Annotated in this window: 11 protein-coding genes, 1 tRNA gene and 1 pseudogene; 4 read left to right on the forward strand and 9 right to left on the reverse strand. The window is 73.5% G+C overall.

Annotation, left to right across the window (positions count from 1 at the left end; genetic code table 11):
* Nucleotides 1–304: pseudogene (locus ABD844_RS14855) on the forward strand (FAD-dependent oxidoreductase); the annotation flags it as partial.
* A 39-nt stretch (nucleotides 305–343) separates the two neighbouring features.
* On the opposite strand, the gene ABD844_RS14860 reads toward ABD844_RS14855, so the two are convergent.
* The 4 genes from ABD844_RS14860 to ABD844_RS14875 all read right to left on the reverse strand — a co-directional run bounded on the left by ABD844_RS14860 (nucleotide 344) and on the right by ABD844_RS14875 (nucleotide 8,739).
* The gene (locus tag ABD844_RS14860; protein ID WP_344877165.1) at nucleotides 344–502 is read right to left on the reverse strand and encodes a hypothetical protein; all 159 of its coding nucleotides are present in this window, start codon (nucleotides 500–502) and stop codon (nucleotides 344–346) included.
* 56 nt (nucleotides 503–558) lie between these two features.
* Nucleotides 559–3,048, reverse strand: coding sequence for a PEP/pyruvate-binding domain-containing protein (locus tag ABD844_RS14865; RefSeq protein ID WP_344877166.1), 2,490 nt, complete (start codon nucleotides 3,046–3,048; stop codon nucleotides 559–561).
* Entirely contained in the window at nucleotides 3,049–3,771 is a 723-nt protein-coding gene (locus ABD844_RS14870; RefSeq protein ID WP_344877167.1) for a TetR/AcrR family transcriptional regulator, read from the reverse strand.
* 69 nt (nucleotides 3,772–3,840) lie between these two features.
* Entirely contained in the window at nucleotides 3,841–8,739 is a 4,899-nt protein-coding gene (locus ABD844_RS14875) for a tetratricopeptide repeat protein (RefSeq protein ID WP_344877169.1), read from the reverse strand.
* Nucleotides 8,740–8,861: 122 nt separating this feature from the next.
* Between ABD844_RS14875 and ABD844_RS14880 the strand changes: the two genes are divergently transcribed.
* Complete coding sequence (locus ABD844_RS14880; protein WP_344877171.1) at nucleotides 8,862–9,407, forward strand: hypothetical protein; 546 nt, start codon at nucleotides 8,862–8,864, stop codon at nucleotides 9,405–9,407.
* Between the two features lie 4 nt (nucleotides 9,408–9,411).
* On the opposite strand, the gene ABD844_RS14885 is transcribed toward ABD844_RS14880, so the two are convergent.
* Nucleotides 9,412–10,218, reverse strand: coding sequence for a 1-aminocyclopropane-1-carboxylate deaminase/D-cysteine desulfhydrase (locus ABD844_RS14885; protein WP_344877173.1), 807 nt, complete (start codon nucleotides 10,216–10,218; stop codon nucleotides 9,412–9,414).
* A 43-nt stretch (nucleotides 10,219–10,261) separates the two neighbouring features.
* On the opposite strand from ABD844_RS14885, the gene galK reads away from it, so the two are divergent.
* Nucleotides 10,262–11,374 carry a galactokinase gene (galK, locus tag ABD844_RS14890; RefSeq protein ID WP_344877175.1) on the forward strand — a complete coding sequence of 371 codons (1,113 nt, stop codon included), beginning with the start codon at nucleotides 10,262–10,264 and terminating at the stop codon, nucleotides 11,372–11,374.
* Between the two features lie 16 nt (nucleotides 11,375–11,390).
* On the opposite strand, the gene ABD844_RS14895 is transcribed toward galK, so the two are convergent.
* From ABD844_RS14895 to ABD844_RS14905, 3 genes are all read right to left on the reverse strand, one after another.
* A complete protein-coding gene (locus ABD844_RS14895) occupies nucleotides 11,391–12,167 on the reverse strand; it encodes an enoyl-CoA hydratase-related protein (protein WP_344877177.1) in 777 nt (258 codons plus the stop codon).
* Between the two features lie 49 nt (nucleotides 12,168–12,216).
* Nucleotides 12,217–13,347, reverse strand: coding sequence for a nitric oxide synthase oxygenase (locus ABD844_RS14900; protein ID WP_344877179.1), 1,131 nt, complete (start codon nucleotides 13,345–13,347; stop codon nucleotides 12,217–12,219).
* A 256-nt stretch (nucleotides 13,348–13,603) separates the two neighbouring features.
* Nucleotides 13,604–13,987: a hypothetical protein gene (locus tag ABD844_RS14905; protein WP_344877181.1), complete on the reverse strand. Its 384-nt coding sequence runs from the start codon at nucleotides 13,985–13,987 to the stop codon at nucleotides 13,604–13,606.
* A gap of 272 nt (nucleotides 13,988–14,259) precedes the next feature.
* On the opposite strand from ABD844_RS14905, the gene ABD844_RS14910 reads away from it, so the two are divergent.
* A complete protein-coding gene (locus ABD844_RS14910) occupies nucleotides 14,260–14,829 on the forward strand; it encodes a hypothetical protein (protein WP_344877183.1) in 570 nt (189 codons plus the stop codon).
* A 133-nt stretch (nucleotides 14,830–14,962) separates the two neighbouring features.
* On the opposite strand, the gene ABD844_RS14915 is transcribed toward ABD844_RS14910, so the two are convergent.
* Nucleotides 14,963–15,034, reverse strand: a tRNA-Asn gene (locus ABD844_RS14915).
* Nucleotides 15,035–15,105 lie beyond the last annotated feature (71 nt).

A 15,105-nucleotide genomic window follows, 5' to 3' on the forward strand; every position in this document is an offset into this window, starting at 1 on the left:
GGGCGGCTCGGGCGGCTCGGGCGGCGCTGGCGGCTCGGGCGGCTCGGGCGGCGACCTGTCCGGGGCTCTGGAGCGCTACCACGGGCGGATGGCGCCGGTGATCGACGAGGTCCAGCGGTTCGGGAGGCGGTTCATCCAGTGGATGGCCCCATCGCACCGCTGGCGCATCGTCGTCCGCGACCTGATGTTCCGGCTGGCCGCGCTGCCGGGAGGCGGCCGCCTGTTTGTCAACTCGCTCAGTCCGGGCGGCCACGATCTCATCGTCCCGCGCTCCGACCCCCTCAGGGGGTCTCAGGCGCGCTGAGGGGGTCGGGGTCTCGGTCACCCCGGGAGGGCGGACCGCTCATGCCGCGGGGTCCGCCTCTTCCTGGCGTGGCCCGTCGGCGTCGTTCTCGGCGTCGTGCCCGCCGTCGCTGCGGTCCAGCGCGAGCTTGGCGATCCTGAAGCGGGCGCAGCGCGCTTCGAGTTCGCGTTCGTCTTCCAGAATCCACTGATCGATCATGGGCATCACAGTGATCACGATCCGGTGACCGGGACGGCCGACTTGGCGCAGACTTTTCACCCGAGCAACTCGACCGTGCCCCGTTCGCCGTCCACCCTGACCCGGTCGCCGTCGTGCAGGCGCATGGTGGCGTTGCCGGTGCCGACGACGGCGGGGATGCCCAGCTCGCGGGCGACGATCGAGGCGTGCGACAGCGGCGCCCCCATGTCGGTCACCACGGCGGCGGCGCGCGGGAACATCGGCGTCCAGCCCACGTTCGTCAGCGTCGTCACGAGGATCTCGCCCGGCTTGAGCCGCCCGCCCTCCTCGGGGCCGGAGATCACCCGGGCCACGCCCTCGACGACGCCGGGTGCACCGGGGAAGCCGGTCACGGTCTCGCCGACGGGGGTGCGGGCGCCGCGCGCGTCGTACAGGTCGGCCCGGCGGCCGGGGTCGGCGGCCCAGCGCACCGGGTCGAAGTGGCCTGCGATCAGCGCCGGGTAGGGCGGCAGGGACGCGTACCGCTCGTAGGTGGCGCGCCGCGACGGCACCCGTTCCAGCGCGCTCCTGTCGCCGCGCAGCAGCGCCAGCAGCTCCGGCAGGTGCAGGTGGAACACGTCGTCGCCGATCCCGGCCAGCTCACCCGCCCGTACGGTGAAGGCCCGCAGCACCCAGAACGCCCGCATGTTCTCCGACCGCGCGGACTCCCTGTCGCGTACGACCGCGTTCCACCGCCTGACCCGCTCGCGCATCCGGGCCTCCTTGCCCGGATAGCGCCGGGCGAAGTCGGCCCACGCCCGCTCCCTGGCCTCGCCCTGGCGCTCCAGCAGCGTCTCGGTGTCGGCCCGCGTGTCGCGCAGGCCCGCGAGCTGGGCGTCGATCCACGCCGGGTCCTCGCCCGGCCGGGGGATCGACACCTCGAACTCGTGGGGCCCCCGGTGCCCGTACGTGCGGGCGAAGTCGTCGCGGGTGATCTCCCCGCGCGCCAGCCGGGACAGCCCCATCACCGGGCCCATGCTGGCCAGCTCGCCGTCGGCGTTGACGCCGGTGAGCATGGCCTCGGCGGCCACCTCACCCATCATCGTGCGCAGCCGGTCGCGGGTGTAGACGAGCGCGGCGCCGCCCTGGCGGCCGGCCGCCTCCAGCATGCGCGAGGAGGCGACCACGTGCGGCCGGATCTCGCGTTCCCACAGCTCCGCCAGCTCGGCGCCGGAGCCGGTGGCGGCGACGCGGGCGCGCAGCTCCTCGCAGCGCCGCTGGGAGGAGGCCAGGAACCCGCGCATGACCTTGAGGTTGTCGCGTACGCGCCGCCGGATGCGCACGGCCAGCGGGATCACGCTCATGACGACGCGCAGCCGCGAGACCGGCACCAGCGGCACCTCCAGCCCCGGCGGCAGCCTGCCGAAGACCTGCTCGACCAGGGCGAGCCTGCCGCCCATCCCGAGGGCCCGCGCCACGGAGTGGACGACGCTCAGGTTCATGTAGAACCGGCCGCCGATGTTGCCCACCAGGTCGAAGCCGGGCAGCGTCGAGGCGGACATGGCCTCCTCGATGAACAGGCGCACGTACGACCAGGTGATCGGCGTCATCACGTCGGGGATGGCCTCTCCGAGGTTGCCGCCGGTCCACAGGTAGTCGCCCTTGAGGCTGTCGTTCCACTCCTCCAGCGGGGGCTTGAGCCCGGTGATCGGGCGGGCCTGGACGATGGCGAACGCGCCGCCGCCGCGGGCCCACTCGACGTCCATCGGGACGCCGTACAGGTCCTGGACGCGGGCGCCGAGGGCGGCCAGCTCCAGGGCCTGGGCGTCGTCCAGCACGGGTGCGCCGCGCAGGCCCTCGGGGACCGGGCGTTCCTCGGTGCCACCGCCGGTGCGTACGGTCATGACCTGTTTGTCGCCGAGGCGCGACTCGGCGACCGCGCCGCCGGACACGACGACGGTGTCGGGGGTGACCTGCCCGCCGACGACGGCCTCGCCGAGCCCCCACGAGGCGTTGAGCACGATCCGGTCGCGGGCGCCGGTGACGGGGTCGGCGGTGAACATGACGCCGGCCGCGTCCGCGTCCACGAGTTCCTGGACCACCACGGCCAGCGCCACGTCGTCGTGCGGCACGCCGTTGCGGTCGCGGTAGGCGATCGCGCGCGGGTTCCACAGCGAGGCCCAGCAGCGCTTGACCGCGTCGAGCAGGTCTTCGCCCCGGATGTCGAGGTAGGAGTCCTGCTGCCCGGCGAACGACATGTCGGGCAGGTCCTCGGCGGTGGCCGAGGAGCGTACGGCCACGGGCACGTCGTCGCCGAGCGCCTCGTACGCCCGCCGGATCTCCGCGGCCGGCTCCTCCGGCAGCTCGTGGGCGGCGAACAGCGCCGGGATCCGCCCCGGGTCCTCGGCCGCCGCGCGCAGGATCTCGTCGCGGAACCCGGCCGTGAACGCGCGGTAGGCCCCGGTCGTGACGTGGAACCCGCCGGGGACGGGCAGCCCGGCCCGGGTCAGCCTGGCCAGGGAGGCGCCCTTGCCGCCCACGGTCGCCAGATCGGCCGCGGCGTCGCCGAGAGGGAGCACGGTTCTCACTCAGACCTCCAGGGAGAGTGCCAGCTTGCGCCGGGCGATCTCGACGCCCGCGTCGAGGAAGTCGAGGGTGGCGCGCGCGACCGCCCGCTCGTCGCCGGGCGGCAGCGGGCGGCCCGTGCCCAGGGCGCGTTCGACGGTGTCGCCCACCAGCTCCGCGATCCGCTCGTCGGACGGCCTCCCGGCGACCGGCAGGAACAGGAACCCGTAGACGATCGAGCTGACCACGAGGACGTGGTCGCCGGGCTCAGCGCGGACCGCGCCGCGCTCGACCAGCTCGGCCACGTACGTGTCGAGGTGCGCGTTGAGGTAGACGTCGAGGGGCGCACCGGGCCGGGCCGGGCCCGCGCCGCCGTCCCGTTTCAGCCGGGTGAGCTTGCCGAGCACCTCGGAGTCGCCGGCCAGCACGGCCCGCAGCAGCGGCCGGCCCAGCAGCGCGCGGGCGTAGTGCTCGAACAGCGCGCTCAGCGTGGCCGGCGCCCGCTCGCGGACCTCGGTCAGCAGGAGCACCCGCTCGCGGCGCAGCAGCGCGGCGAGCAGGTCGTCGCGGGTCTTCCAGTGCAGGTAGATGGTGCCCTTGGCGACGCCGGCGCGCCTGGCCACGTCGTCGATCGTGGTCCTGTCGTAGCCCTGGCCCAGCACCAGCTCGGCCACGGCGTCGAGGATCCGGTGCGCGCGTTCGAGCTGGCGCGCCGGATCCAGCGGCGGCCGTCCTGCCCTGGCCATGAGTCTCACCTCATTTGTTTGACTAGGTGAGACTATTTGGTCATTTAATTAACGACAAGTTCATGTGTCCTACTTCACGAGTTTGCCGAGCAGGGCCTCCGCCTCCGGGGCGAACGACGGGTCGCCGGTCTCGACGGCCCTGAGCAGGAGGCGGTGGGCGGTCTCCAGGTCGCCGCGCTCGTACCGGATCTCGCCGAGCCGGCAGGCCGCCTCGGCCACCAGCTCCGCGCGCTCGGTCAGCCCCAGCGTCAGCTCGTAGAAGCGGAGCGCACCGTCGCGGTCGCCCAGCCAGTAGCACAGCTCGCCGAGATGCGCCGCCGCCATCCCCGACTCGGAGTCGCCCGCGTCGATCACCCGCTGGTACCAGGTGAGCGCCTCGGGGAAGTCCCGGTTCCGCTTGGCCAGCGCGCCCAGGTACATCGCGCCCAGCGCGCTGACGTACCCCTCGCCCTCCTCGACGGCCCGCCGGTACCAGGCGCCCGCCCGCTCCTCGTCGTCCTCGTGGTACGTCAGCCCGATCGCGATCATGGCCCGGCCCGCCAGCTCGTCGTCACCGGCCCCCAGCACCCGCAGGTAGACCTGCCTGCCCTCCTCCACCTGCCCGGCACCCACCAGCGTCTGGGCGTACACGCTCAGAGTGGTCGGATCGCCGTTCTCGGCCGCCTCGCGCAGCGTGCGCAGCGACGCCTCCGTGTCGCCCTGGCGCTCCTGCAACATGCCCAGCAGCCCGCCGAACACCCCGCGCGCGGGGCTGTCGACGTCACCGGCGTGCCGCTCGGCCACATCGTAGAAGGCGTCGGTGTCGCCCGCCTCCTTCAGCAGCGCCAGCAGCTTGCCGCCGGCGACGAAGCGCACGTCGGGGTCCTCGTGGCGGCTGAGCCGCTCGTACCTGGCGCGGGCCCCGGCCGTCTCCCCCAGGTCGGCCAGCCGCTTGGCCGCCTCCAGCTCCGCGTAGGGGTCCGCGCCCGCCAGGGCGAAGTAGTGCGGCACCGCCAGCGGGTCGGCGCACGTCCCGCCGAGCCTGCGGGCCTGCTCGGCGGTGTGCTCGCCCATGAGCGGGAGCACCTGGAGCGCCAGCGCGTGCTCGCCCCGCTCGCACGCCTCCTCGGCGAGGCCGCCCAGGGCGTTCAGCGCGGTCTCCTCCATGGGGGTGCCGAGCGCCCCGGCGAACGCGCGGGCCGCCTCGACCGGGTCGCCCGCCTCGTACGCCCGCGCGCCGAGCCGTACGCTCGCCGTGCCCGCCACCTCCGGCTGCCCCGAGCCGGCGGCCAGCCGCAGCTCCCGCTCGGCCCCGGCCGCGTCGCCCAGTTCGTCCAGCGCCTCGGCCAGGTCCAGCCGCAGCGAGTCGGACAGCTCGGGATGGCCGGCGTCGACGCCCTTGGCGTACATGGCGGCGGCCTCCCGGGTGCGGCCCCGGGCCGACAGCGCGCCGCCCCACGCCCAGTATCCGATCGACACGGTTTGGGGGTCGCCGGTGCCCACGGCCGGCTCCGCCTCCGTCTCCACGGCGTCGTACTCCTGCGCGGCGAGCAGGTGGACGAGCAACCGGCGCATGGCCTCCAGGTCGCCGCCCGCCGCCGCCCCGGCCAGCAGGCTCCGCACCTGCGCGGCGTCACCGCGTTCCGCCAGCAGCTCGGCGGCCAGGACGGCGGTGTCGGGGAGCCCGGCCCTGGCGGCCTCGACGGCCCCGTCGAGGTCCCCGCGGCGGTGGCGGACGATCGCGATGTTGCTCCAGGCCGCCCCGGCCGTGTGGGCGTGCTCGGTGGCGGTCAGGAAGATCAGCTCGGACCGGCAGTTGTCGCCGTCCTCCGCGAGCAACGCGCCGAGGTCGACGGCGGACTCGGGCACGCCCTGCGCGGCCAGCAGGCGGTGGAACGCCATGGCCCGGCCCCGGCTCATGTCCGGCGTGTTCGCCCTGATCTCCTCGACGGCCACCGCGCGGTCGTCGGGGGCGAGCCCGGGCAGCAGGCGGCCCACCTCGACCGCGTTCTCGTCGTGCAGCGCCAGCAGGAGCACGGCCAGCGGCTCCGACCCGGTCCGCGCGGTCAGCGCCGCCAGCGCGCCCGGCCGGTCGCCCTCCCACGCGAGCACCGAGGCCAGCTCCTCGGGTGTGGCGCGGCCGAGCAGGTGGCGTGCCACGGCGGCGGTGTGCGGGTCGTCCTCCTGCGCCGCCGCCCGCTCCAGGGCGAAGTGCGCGACCTCCGCGTCGCCCGCCATCAGGCGGCGGCCCGCCTCCAGCATGGTCAGCGGCTCCGAATCCGGGTCGACGGCCGCCGCCCGCTCGAAGGCGGCCTTGGCGCCCTCCAGATCGCCGGTCTCGGCCAGCAGCGTGCCGAGCAGGCGCTCGGACGCCCCCGTCGCCTCGGGCGGCTCGGCGGTCAGGGCCGCGAGCGCGCCCTCGGGGTCGCCGTGCCCGTGCAGCCAGCGAGCCAGGAGCAGGGCCGCGCCGGGCCTACCGGCCAGCAGTTCACGGGCCTCCGCCACCCGGCCGCAGGCCACCAGCGAGTCGCCGACCATCAGCGTCAGGTCGCGGTCGTCGCCATCGACGGGCACCCGCGACAGCACCTCCAGCGCCTCGGCGTGCTCCCCCAGCTCGCGCAGGGCCTCACCCGCCGAACGCAGCGCCACCCGGTTGAGACGCTCGTCGTCGCCCACCGCGGCCGTGAACGCCTCGACCGCCGCCCGACGGTCGCCCGCGTCGATGCGCAGCGCCCCGAGGTAGCAGCCGGCCTCCTGGCGCAGGTCGGGATCGCCGAGGGCGACCGCCAGCGAGAGCGCCGCGTCGGCGACGGACGTACGCCCGGTGCGCTGCCAGGCGTGCGCGCACTCCATCACGAGCACGGTGGCCATCGCGTGCGTCCTCCCGCCGGGGAACTCCCGCGCCGCGGCCTCGAAGTCCTGGTCGAGCACCAGCGCGCCGAACCGGCACAGCTCGTCGGCCCCCAGCTCGAACGCCGCCCGCGCGCCCGCCAGATCGTCCAGCCTGATCCGGCCGTACCCCAGCGGCAGCGCGCCGCGCTCCCCGTCGCCCTCGGCGATCAGCCGCTCGTGCAGGCGGCAGACGGCCGGCACGTCGCCCTGCCGCTCGTAGACGTCCACCAGCCCGGCGGCGGCCTCGGCCCGCAGCCCTCCGTGCCCGGTCGCGAGGGCCGCCTCGTACGCACTCCGCGCCAGCGCCGGGTCCTCCTCGGCCACGAGCCGCCCCAGCAGGAGCCCCACCCACGGCGCCAGCGCGGGATGCCCGTCCGCCCTGGCCTCGCGCAGCAGCTCGACCGCCCGGCCGTGATCGTTCAGCACCTCCTTGCCCAGCAACGCCGTGTACGACAGCGCCAGCGGGTCACCGCTCCCCGCCGCCGACAGGAACATCTCGGCCGCGTCCGACAGGTCGTACCCGATGGAGACCAGCACCTGCGCGAACACGGCGGTGCCGATCGCCGCCACGGCCGGGTCGGGGTGCGCCGCGGCCTCCTGGTAGCGGGCCAGCCCCGTCTCCCTGCCCAGCCGCTGGTGATCGAGCACCGCGGCCAGCACGGGGTGCGTCCGCTCGCCGGACTCGCGCAGCAGGTGCAGCAGGAACGCCGCGGTGAAGCCCTGGAGCACGTCGTCGCCCTCGGCCACGTACGCCAGCAGCTCGTCCGCCTGCTCGCGGTCGCCCTCGCCCAGCTCCAGCTCGGCGAGCGCCACCATGGCGCGCAACGACTGACCGGGGGCGCCGGAGTCCGCGGCCTTCCGCAGTAACCGCCTGGCCGCGGCCAGGTCGCCGTCCCGCAGCCGGGCCAGGCCCTCGTCGGTGTCCTGGAGCGCCTGCTCCTCGACCGGGTCGGCCAGCGGCTGCTGCCTGGCCGCGTGCTCCAGCAGCAGCGCGGCCTTGAACGCGGCGTCGGGGTCGGGGTGCCCGGAGGCGAACCGGGCCAGCTCCATGATCTCGTCGTGCGCCTCCCCGCGCTGCTCCAGCAGCAGGCCGAGCAGCGTGACGCAGATGGAGGCCCACTCGCTCTCGCCGGACTCCAGCACGGCGCGGATCGCGGCCAGCGCCTCTGCCGTCTCCCCCGCCTCGGTGTGCATCTGGGCCAGGCACGCGTGGGCCTGCACGACGTACTCGCGCTGGCCGCTGGCGATCACCCGGCGGAAGATCGCCTTGGTCTCGTCCTCGTCGCCGAGTTCGGCGGTCACCTTGGCCAGCTCGATGAGCGAGGGCAGGCGGAGGTCGGGCCTGGGGTCCTCGGCGGCCACCCGGTACGCGGCGGCGGACTCGGCGTACTCGCCCAGGTCCACCAGCACCGCGCCGAGCAGCTTGTGCGCCAGGGCGCGGTGGTCGGGGTGGCCGACGGCGATGGCGTGCTCGCACACCTCGCGGGCCGCCTCGAAGTCCATCTCCTCGCTGTGGATCCGGTACAGCTCGAACGCCGCCAGCGCCACGATCTCCGGGTCCCCGCAGGTCAGCAGCGCGCGGTAGTCGTCCTCGTCCTCGGCGGCGGCGTACAGGTCGCGGGCCGAGGCCGGGTCCTGGTGGAACTCGGGCAGCTCCAGCCGCTCCGCCAGCTCGGCCACGGCGGGGCTGTCGCACCTGCGGGCCCGCTCCAGCGACTCCTGTGCCCCTTTCGCGTCCCCCAACTGCGTCAGCACCAGCACCAGCGCGGTGTCCGCGAGCGCGGCCACCTCGAAGTCGGCCCCGTCGGAGGCGATCGCCAGCACCCGGTGGGCCGCGGCCCACTCCCTGGCGTTGACCAGCATCATCCCCATGGCAATGGCCGAACGCTGGCCGAACACCGGGTCACCCGACTGGATCACCGATCGGTGCGCCGCCTCGGAGCCCTCCAGGTCCCCCTGCTCGTACAGCAGACCGGCCAGCAGATGGGACGCCTCCGGGTCCCCCGTGGCCGCGATCTGCCTGAACAGCGCGGCGGCCTGGTCGAGGTCTCCCGCCTTCCAGTAACCCATGGCCGCGTCGAGCTGTTCTGACGTCATCGCTCACTCCAAGGTCATCCAGCAATGCGAAAAAGCTACACATCCGTCACTCCCGCCACAGCGCATTCCGAGATCTCCGGTCCGCCCGCCGGGGAGACGGGGAGCGCCGTAGCGTAGTGCTCATGGGCAAGGCGTTCTGGATCGACCAGGAGTTCGACAGAGACCGTGACGGGCGCTATGCCGTGCACGTGCGGAAAAACCTCGACGAGTTCGAGTGGGGCGACATCGCGCCGGTGCGGTTCGCCTGCACTGCCTGGGAGCTGGCCACGCCGCCGTCCCTGACCCCCGGCTTCGTCCGCTGGGACCGCCGCGTCCTGGAGGCGACCTGCCACCGCAACACCTGGGACGGCACCCTCTACGCCCGGGTCCGCATCGTCTCCCCGCTGCCCGACGAGCTGCGGCGCTCGCGCGCCTGGTGGCGCGACCGGGGCTGGCTGGGCTGGCAGGAGACCTTCGGCCAGTACGTCGAGCCGACCCAGCAGGACCTGGCCAGGATCCCGTTCCTGCGCGCCACGCTGCTGGTGGAGGCCCCGGTCCCGCTCGACGACCTGCCGCCCGAGCCGGAGGGCCCGCACGAGGAGGTCGAGCAGAGCGCCCACCGGGCGGTCGCGGTCCTGGTCCGCGAGCTCAACGCCCTCGTCTCCCCGGTCCTCGACCAGCTCGGCTGACTCGCTAGGGGCGGCGCTCCTGACCGGTCGAAGGCCGGCCGGTGATCACGGCGACGATGCGGGTGCCGGGGGCGAAGGCGCCCTGGCGTACGAGGTCGAGGAGGCCGAAGAGCATCTTGGCCACGTAGATCCGCTCGACCCCGTGCCGTTCGGCGAACGCGTCCAGGGCGGGCGTCGACCTGGCGTAGCCGCCGAAGTGATAGTCGAGGTTGATCGACCAGTTCGGCCACGTACGCCCGAACGCCTCCCGCTGCAGCCTGGCCACCTCCCCCTCCAGGAACCCGGCCCCCTTCAGCACCGCGAACCCGAGCGCCCGCCGCCCCTCCGGCAGCCCCGCCGAGATGCCCGCCAGCGTGCCGCCGGTGCCGACCGGGCAGCAGATGACGTCGTAGTCCTCGGAGATCTCGCCGGGCAGCTCCGCGCAGCCTCGTACGGCCGCCGCGTTGCTCCCGCCCTCCGGCAGGATCACGACGTCGTCGCCCCAGCGCGCCCGCAGCCGCGCCTGCACCTCCTCGGTGTGCTTGCGCCGGTAGGCGGCCCGGTCGAGGTAGGTGAGGGTCATGCCGCAGGCCGCCGCGCGGGCGAGCGACGGGTTCAGCGGCAGGTGCTCCTCGCCCCTGATGACCCCGATCGTCTCGATGCCGTGCCGCGCCCCGGCCTCGGCCACCGCCCTGATGTGGTTGGAGTAGGCGCCGCCGAACGTCAGCAGCCGGTGGTGCCCCAGGTTGTACCTGAGCTTGCGCGGCTTGTTGTCGTCGTGCTTCATGAACACCCGGACCTGGCCGAGCCCTGGATCCAGGAGTTCCTCCATGGCGCTAGTCTACGGTCGGGCCTTTGTTGAGGAGTGTTCGATTATGCGCGTTGTTGAAGCTTTTCGTGCCGCCTACGGCGCGTCCCCCCAGACGGTCTGGCACGCACCGGGCAGGGTCAACCTGATCGGCGAGCACACCGACTACAACGACGGCTTCGTCCTCCCCTTCGCGGTGCCGTGGGGCGTCACGGCGGCCCTGACCCCGCGCGCCGACGGGGTCGTCCGCCTGCTGTCCCTCCAGGCGTCCGGCGAGCCGGTCACCATGGCCACCCGCGAGGAGTCCGCGGGCTGGACCCGCTACGTCGTCGGCGTCCTGGCCATGCTGGGCGACCGGGTGGCGGGCGCCGACATCGCGATCGACGGCGACGTGCCGCAGGGCGCGGGGCTGAGCTCCAGCGCCGCCCTGGAGGTGGCCGTCGCCTCGGCGCTCAACGACGTGCACGGGCTCGGCCTGACGCCCATGGAGCTGGCCCTGCTCAGCCAGCGGGCGGAGAACGACTTCGTCGGCATGCCCTGCGGCATCATGGACCAGGCCGCCTCGGCCCTGTCCCGCGAGGGGCACGCGCTGTTCCTCGACTGCCGCTCGCTCGGCTCCCGTTCCATCCCGCTCGACCTGGCCGCGCACGGGCTGAGCCTGCTCATCATCGACACGCAGGTGCACCACGAGCACGCGAGCGGCGAGTACGCCAAGCGCCGCGCCGAGTGCGAGTCGGCCGCCCGCAAGCTCGGCGTCCCGGCCCTGCGCGACGTCACGGACCTGGCGGGCGCGCTCGGTCTGCTGCAGGGCGACGAGCGCAAGCGCACCGAGCACGTCGTCACGGAGAGCCACCGCGTCGAGGCCCTCGTCGGCCTGCTGCGCGCGGGCGCCGTCAAGGAGATCGGCGCGCTGCTGAACGCCTCCCACCTGTCGCTGCGGAACCTGTTCGAGGTGTCGTCGCCCGAACTGGACGTCGCCGTCGAGGCGGCCGTGAGGGGCGGGGCACGCGGCGCGCGGATGACGGGCGGCGGCTTCGGCGGCTCGGCGATCGCGCTGGTGCCGGTGGAGCGGCTGGAGGGCGTCCAGGAGTCGGTGTCGGCGGCGTACGCGGAGCGCCGCTTCCGTGCCCCCCGCTTCCTGCCCGCCGTCCCGTCCCAGGGCGCCCACCGCGTCTCCTGACCCCGCCTTCCCGTGGTCAGAGGGGCGGGAAGTCCGGGGGCCGGCGCTCCAGGAAGGCGGCGACGCCCTCCGCGAAGTCCGGCCGCCCGAACGAGGCGATCATCTCCTGCGTGGCGGCCTTGGCGGACTCTTCCAGCGTGGTGCCCCAGTCGTGCCACACCTGCCGCTTGATCACCGCCAGCGACGCGGGAGAGCTGTGGACGGCCAGCTCCCGCGCGTATTCTTGGGCCACGCCGAGCAGGGCGTCGCCCGGCACGGCCCGGTTCGCCAGCCCCAGCTCGTACGCCTCCCGCCCCGTGAACACCCGCCCCGACAGCAGCACGTCCATGGCCCGCTGCTGCCCCATGATCCGGGGCAGCACCCAGGACAGCCCGTACTCGGCGACCAGCCCCCGGCGCGCGAAGGCCGTGGTCCACTTGGCGTCATCAGCCGTGAACACCAGGTCGCAGACGAGCGCGTGCACCATCCCCAGCCCCGCGCAGGCCCCGTTGACCGCCGCGATGATCGGCTTGCGGACGGTCGTGGGGAACGTGTTGGGCCGCGGATCTGGCACCCCGTCGTACGTGCCGCTCCTGATGGCGTCCAGCGTCCCGAAGTCGGCTCCCGAGCAGAAGCCCCGGCCCGCGCCGGTGACCACCACCACCCGCACCCGCCGATCCTCCTCCGCCTCGGCCAGCAGGTCGAAGTAGCGCCGGCCCAGGGCGTCGGTCCAGGCGTTGAGCGTTTCCGGCCGGTTGAAGGTCAGGGTGAGCACGCCCTGGTCGTCGAGCGTCGAGAGCACGAGTTCCGCCATGCGCTAACAGAATCATGTTCTGGCCCGGCTGGACAAGCCGCCCGACCGCCTAACGGTGGTGGACGAAGGCGGGGGTGAGCACGCGGGAGTCGTAGTAGCGGTGGAAGACCGGGGTGGCGCCGCCCGACAGTGGCGGCACGATCCACGACCAGTCGGCCGGGCAGACCCGTCCCGCCTTCTCCTCGCGCGCCAGATGGGTGAGGAAGCGCCGCGACTCGGTGTGGTGGTCGGACATCGTGACCCCCGCCAGCTCGAACGAGTGCAGCACCGCCACGTTCAGCTCCACCAGCGCGTGGTCGCGCCACAGGCTCCGCTCGCGCGAGGTGTCCAGCCCCAGCCGCTCCGCCACCACGGCGAGCTGGTCGTAACGATCCGCGTCGGCCAGGTTGCGCACGCCGATCTCGGTGCCCATGTACCAGCCGTTGAAGGGCGCGCACGGATAGCAGATCCCGCCGATCTCCAGGCACATGTCCGAGATCGCCGGTACGGCGTGCCAGCGCAGCCCCAGCTCCTCGAACCACGGATAGTCGGGGTGCGCCAGCGGCACCTCCAGCACGGCGTCCCCCGGCAGGTTGCACAGCAGCGGGTCGCCGAGCCCCGGCTGGATGACGACCGGCAGCACGTCGAACCGCCCGCCCCGGCCGCGCCACCCCAGGGACTGCGCGGTCTCGGTGAGCGCGACGTTGCGCGGGTCGCCCACGACGCCATCGGCGGTCCGGTAGCCCGCGTAGCGGATGAGCTGGTCGTTCAGCACGCGGGGGCCGCGCAGGGCGGGGGTGTCGGGGGCCAGCACGGTGATGGTGGGCCTGATCTTGCCGTTCCCGGTGGCCTCGCGCAGGTGGGCCACGCATTCGACGGCCACCCCCTCGGCGGTGCGCACCTGCCTGCGATCGCGGACCTTCAGCGAGCGCCAGTACAACCGGCCGATGCACCGGTTGCTGTTGCGCCAGGCCACGCGGGCGCCGAACGCCAGCTCCTCGTACGTGTGCGCGTAGGTCCCGTGGCGGGCCACGTCCCTGGCAACGTCACGCAGGCGGGCGTGCAGGCCCCCTGCTGAGGGGTGTTCGGCGTGGAAGAGCCTGATGAAGCGCTCCGCCTCGCGGAGGTCGGTGGTGCGCTCCATCACCGCCTGGGTGGCGAGCGCGTCGAAGGGGCGAAGGGACTTGATCCAGGTAGGCACGCGGCAACCAGCACTTCTCCGTCATCGGAGCGCCCCGCCGATTCCGGGTCGGCGACACGTCCTGGCGGCGGTGCCCTCTCCACACCACCCTCATGAATGCCCGCGGCTCCGGCCTGAGTGACCGGGTGCCCCATCCTTCCGCGTCGGGGCCCGCCTTGTCCCGCGAATCCAAAAACGGGTCATCAAGACACTACATAGAGTGATATCGCCGGGAGGCGCCCCCGGAACCGTCCCCGGGGGCGCCGGACGGCGCTGCCTACTTCCGCCGGTCGTCCCACACGCAGGTGAGGTGGACGACGCGCTTGCCCCGCCACTTCTTGCTCACCGCCTTGCGCGGCAGCTCCCGGGTGGGAACGCTGATCGACAGCCGGTCGGCGGGCACCGTCACCCTGCCGTACTCGTCGACGACGGTCTCGGCCAGCTCCGGCTCGACGAACCTCTCCTCGACCAGTTCGGCCACCTTCGCCTTGGAGAACGTCACCACCTCGCCGTCACTCAGCCAGCACGTCAGCTTCCCGCCGCGCAGCTCGGACCCGCCGTGCACCCTGACCAGCCCGTCGTCCGCCAGCGCGGACGTGGCCATCCCGCCGAGCCCGAGCGCGGCGGCCGTGACGACGATCGCGAGACGTCGCTTCACCATGGGATCTCCTCCCCGAGACGATTTCGACAACCCCGAGGCTCGCCCACCGCACCTGAAGCGACGCTTAAGACACCCAAAGCGATCTTCAGGAACGCGGGCCCGGCCACGGCGTCACCGACCCCGAGTGCGCCGTCGGCCGCCACCGACAAGGGGCGAAATGTTCATCTCGCAGCCATGGCCTTGACTGCACCATCTAATGGGACGCCCCACGCGATCAGCGCTGTATTGGTATGCTTCCGGCTGGTTCTGCTGAAGATCCCGCAAGGAACGCTGTGCCCTTCTCCACGGATGAACCTACCCCCGCCCCTGTAGTCACGGTCACAGTCACGGAAGTCACCACGGCTCCGCCCAAGCCCGCTGAGACCGTCCGGGTCACCACGACCGTCACCCAGTCGGCCTCCCCTCGGCCGACGGTCACCAAGACCGTCACCCAGACGCCGACCCCCAAGCCGACCTCCACCAAGACGGCGACCGTGACCGCCACGCCCTCCGCCACCCCCACGCCGTCGGGCACGCCCAGCGCGCAGCCGACCGTGACGGTGACCGCGCAGGGGCAGCCGCAGGTCGCGCAGCAACCCGTGGCTCCCGTGGTGCCCCCCGCCGGCGACTCCTCGCCGTTGCCCACGCAGGCGCCCGAGCCCACGCAGGCGCCCCTCGTCGCCTCCTCCCAGGCCCAGACCGTCGTGACCGTCACCGCCACGCCCGCGCACCTGGACGCGGCGCCGGTCAGCTCCAGTGTGGGAGTACTGCCGTCCGCCGCCGCCCTGGTCGTGATCGCGGTCGCGCTGGTGTTCGGCGGCATCAAGCTGATGGGCTATCTGAGGAAGAAGGGCGTGATCTGAACGCCCCGCCGGGACCCCGGAGAGCTTCGCCCACGGCGATCAACCCGGCCCGCGGCCGCCCGAGAACGACCAAGGCCCCCTATCCTGGGTAAAGGAAGGGGGCCTGACCTGTGGGTTTTCAGCTCTGCCGAAGCTCCCGCGATAGGACTCGAACCTATAACCTGCCGGTTAACAGCCGGCTGCTCTGCCGTTGAGCTACGCGGGATCGGACCGTTTACGCACGTCGCCGGGGCTCTGAGCCCCTCCGCTGTGCGCAGGAATAGATTAGCGCACTCC

It is taken from the genome of Nonomuraea antimicrobica, assembly GCF_039536965.1.
GTDB lineage: Bacteria > Actinomycetota > Actinomycetes > Streptosporangiales > Streptosporangiaceae > Nonomuraea > Nonomuraea antimicrobica.

Bases quoted from the DNA above. Each gene is read 5' to 3' on its own strand.
- ABD844_RS14860 (WP_344877165.1), bottom strand. From the start codon at position 502: ATGATCGATCAGTGGATTCTGGAAGACGAACGCGAACTCGAAGCGCGC.
- ABD844_RS14870 (WP_344877167.1), bottom strand. From the start codon at position 3,771: ATGGCCAGGGCAGGACGGCCGCCGCTGGATCCGGCGCGCCAGCTCGAA.
- ABD844_RS14875 (WP_344877169.1), bottom strand. From the start codon at position 8,739: ATGACGTCAGAACAGCTCGACGCGGCCATGGGTTACTGGAAGGCGGGA.
- ABD844_RS14880 (WP_344877171.1), top strand. From the start codon at position 8,862: ATGGGCAAGGCGTTCTGGATCGACCAGGAGTTCGACAGAGACCGTGAC.
- ABD844_RS14885 (WP_344877173.1), bottom strand. From the start codon at position 10,218: ATGGAGGAACTCCTGGATCCAGGGCTCGGCCAGGTCCGGGTGTTCATG.
- galK (WP_344877175.1), top strand. From the start codon at position 10,262: ATGCGCGTTGTTGAAGCTTTTCGTGCCGCCTACGGCGCGTCCCCCCAG.
- ABD844_RS14895 (WP_344877177.1), bottom strand. From the start codon at position 12,167: ATGGCGGAACTCGTGCTCTCGACGCTCGACGACCAGGGCGTGCTCACC.
- ABD844_RS14905 (WP_344877181.1), bottom strand. From the start codon at position 13,987: ATGGTGAAGCGACGTCTCGCGATCGTCGTCACGGCCGCCGCGCTCGGG.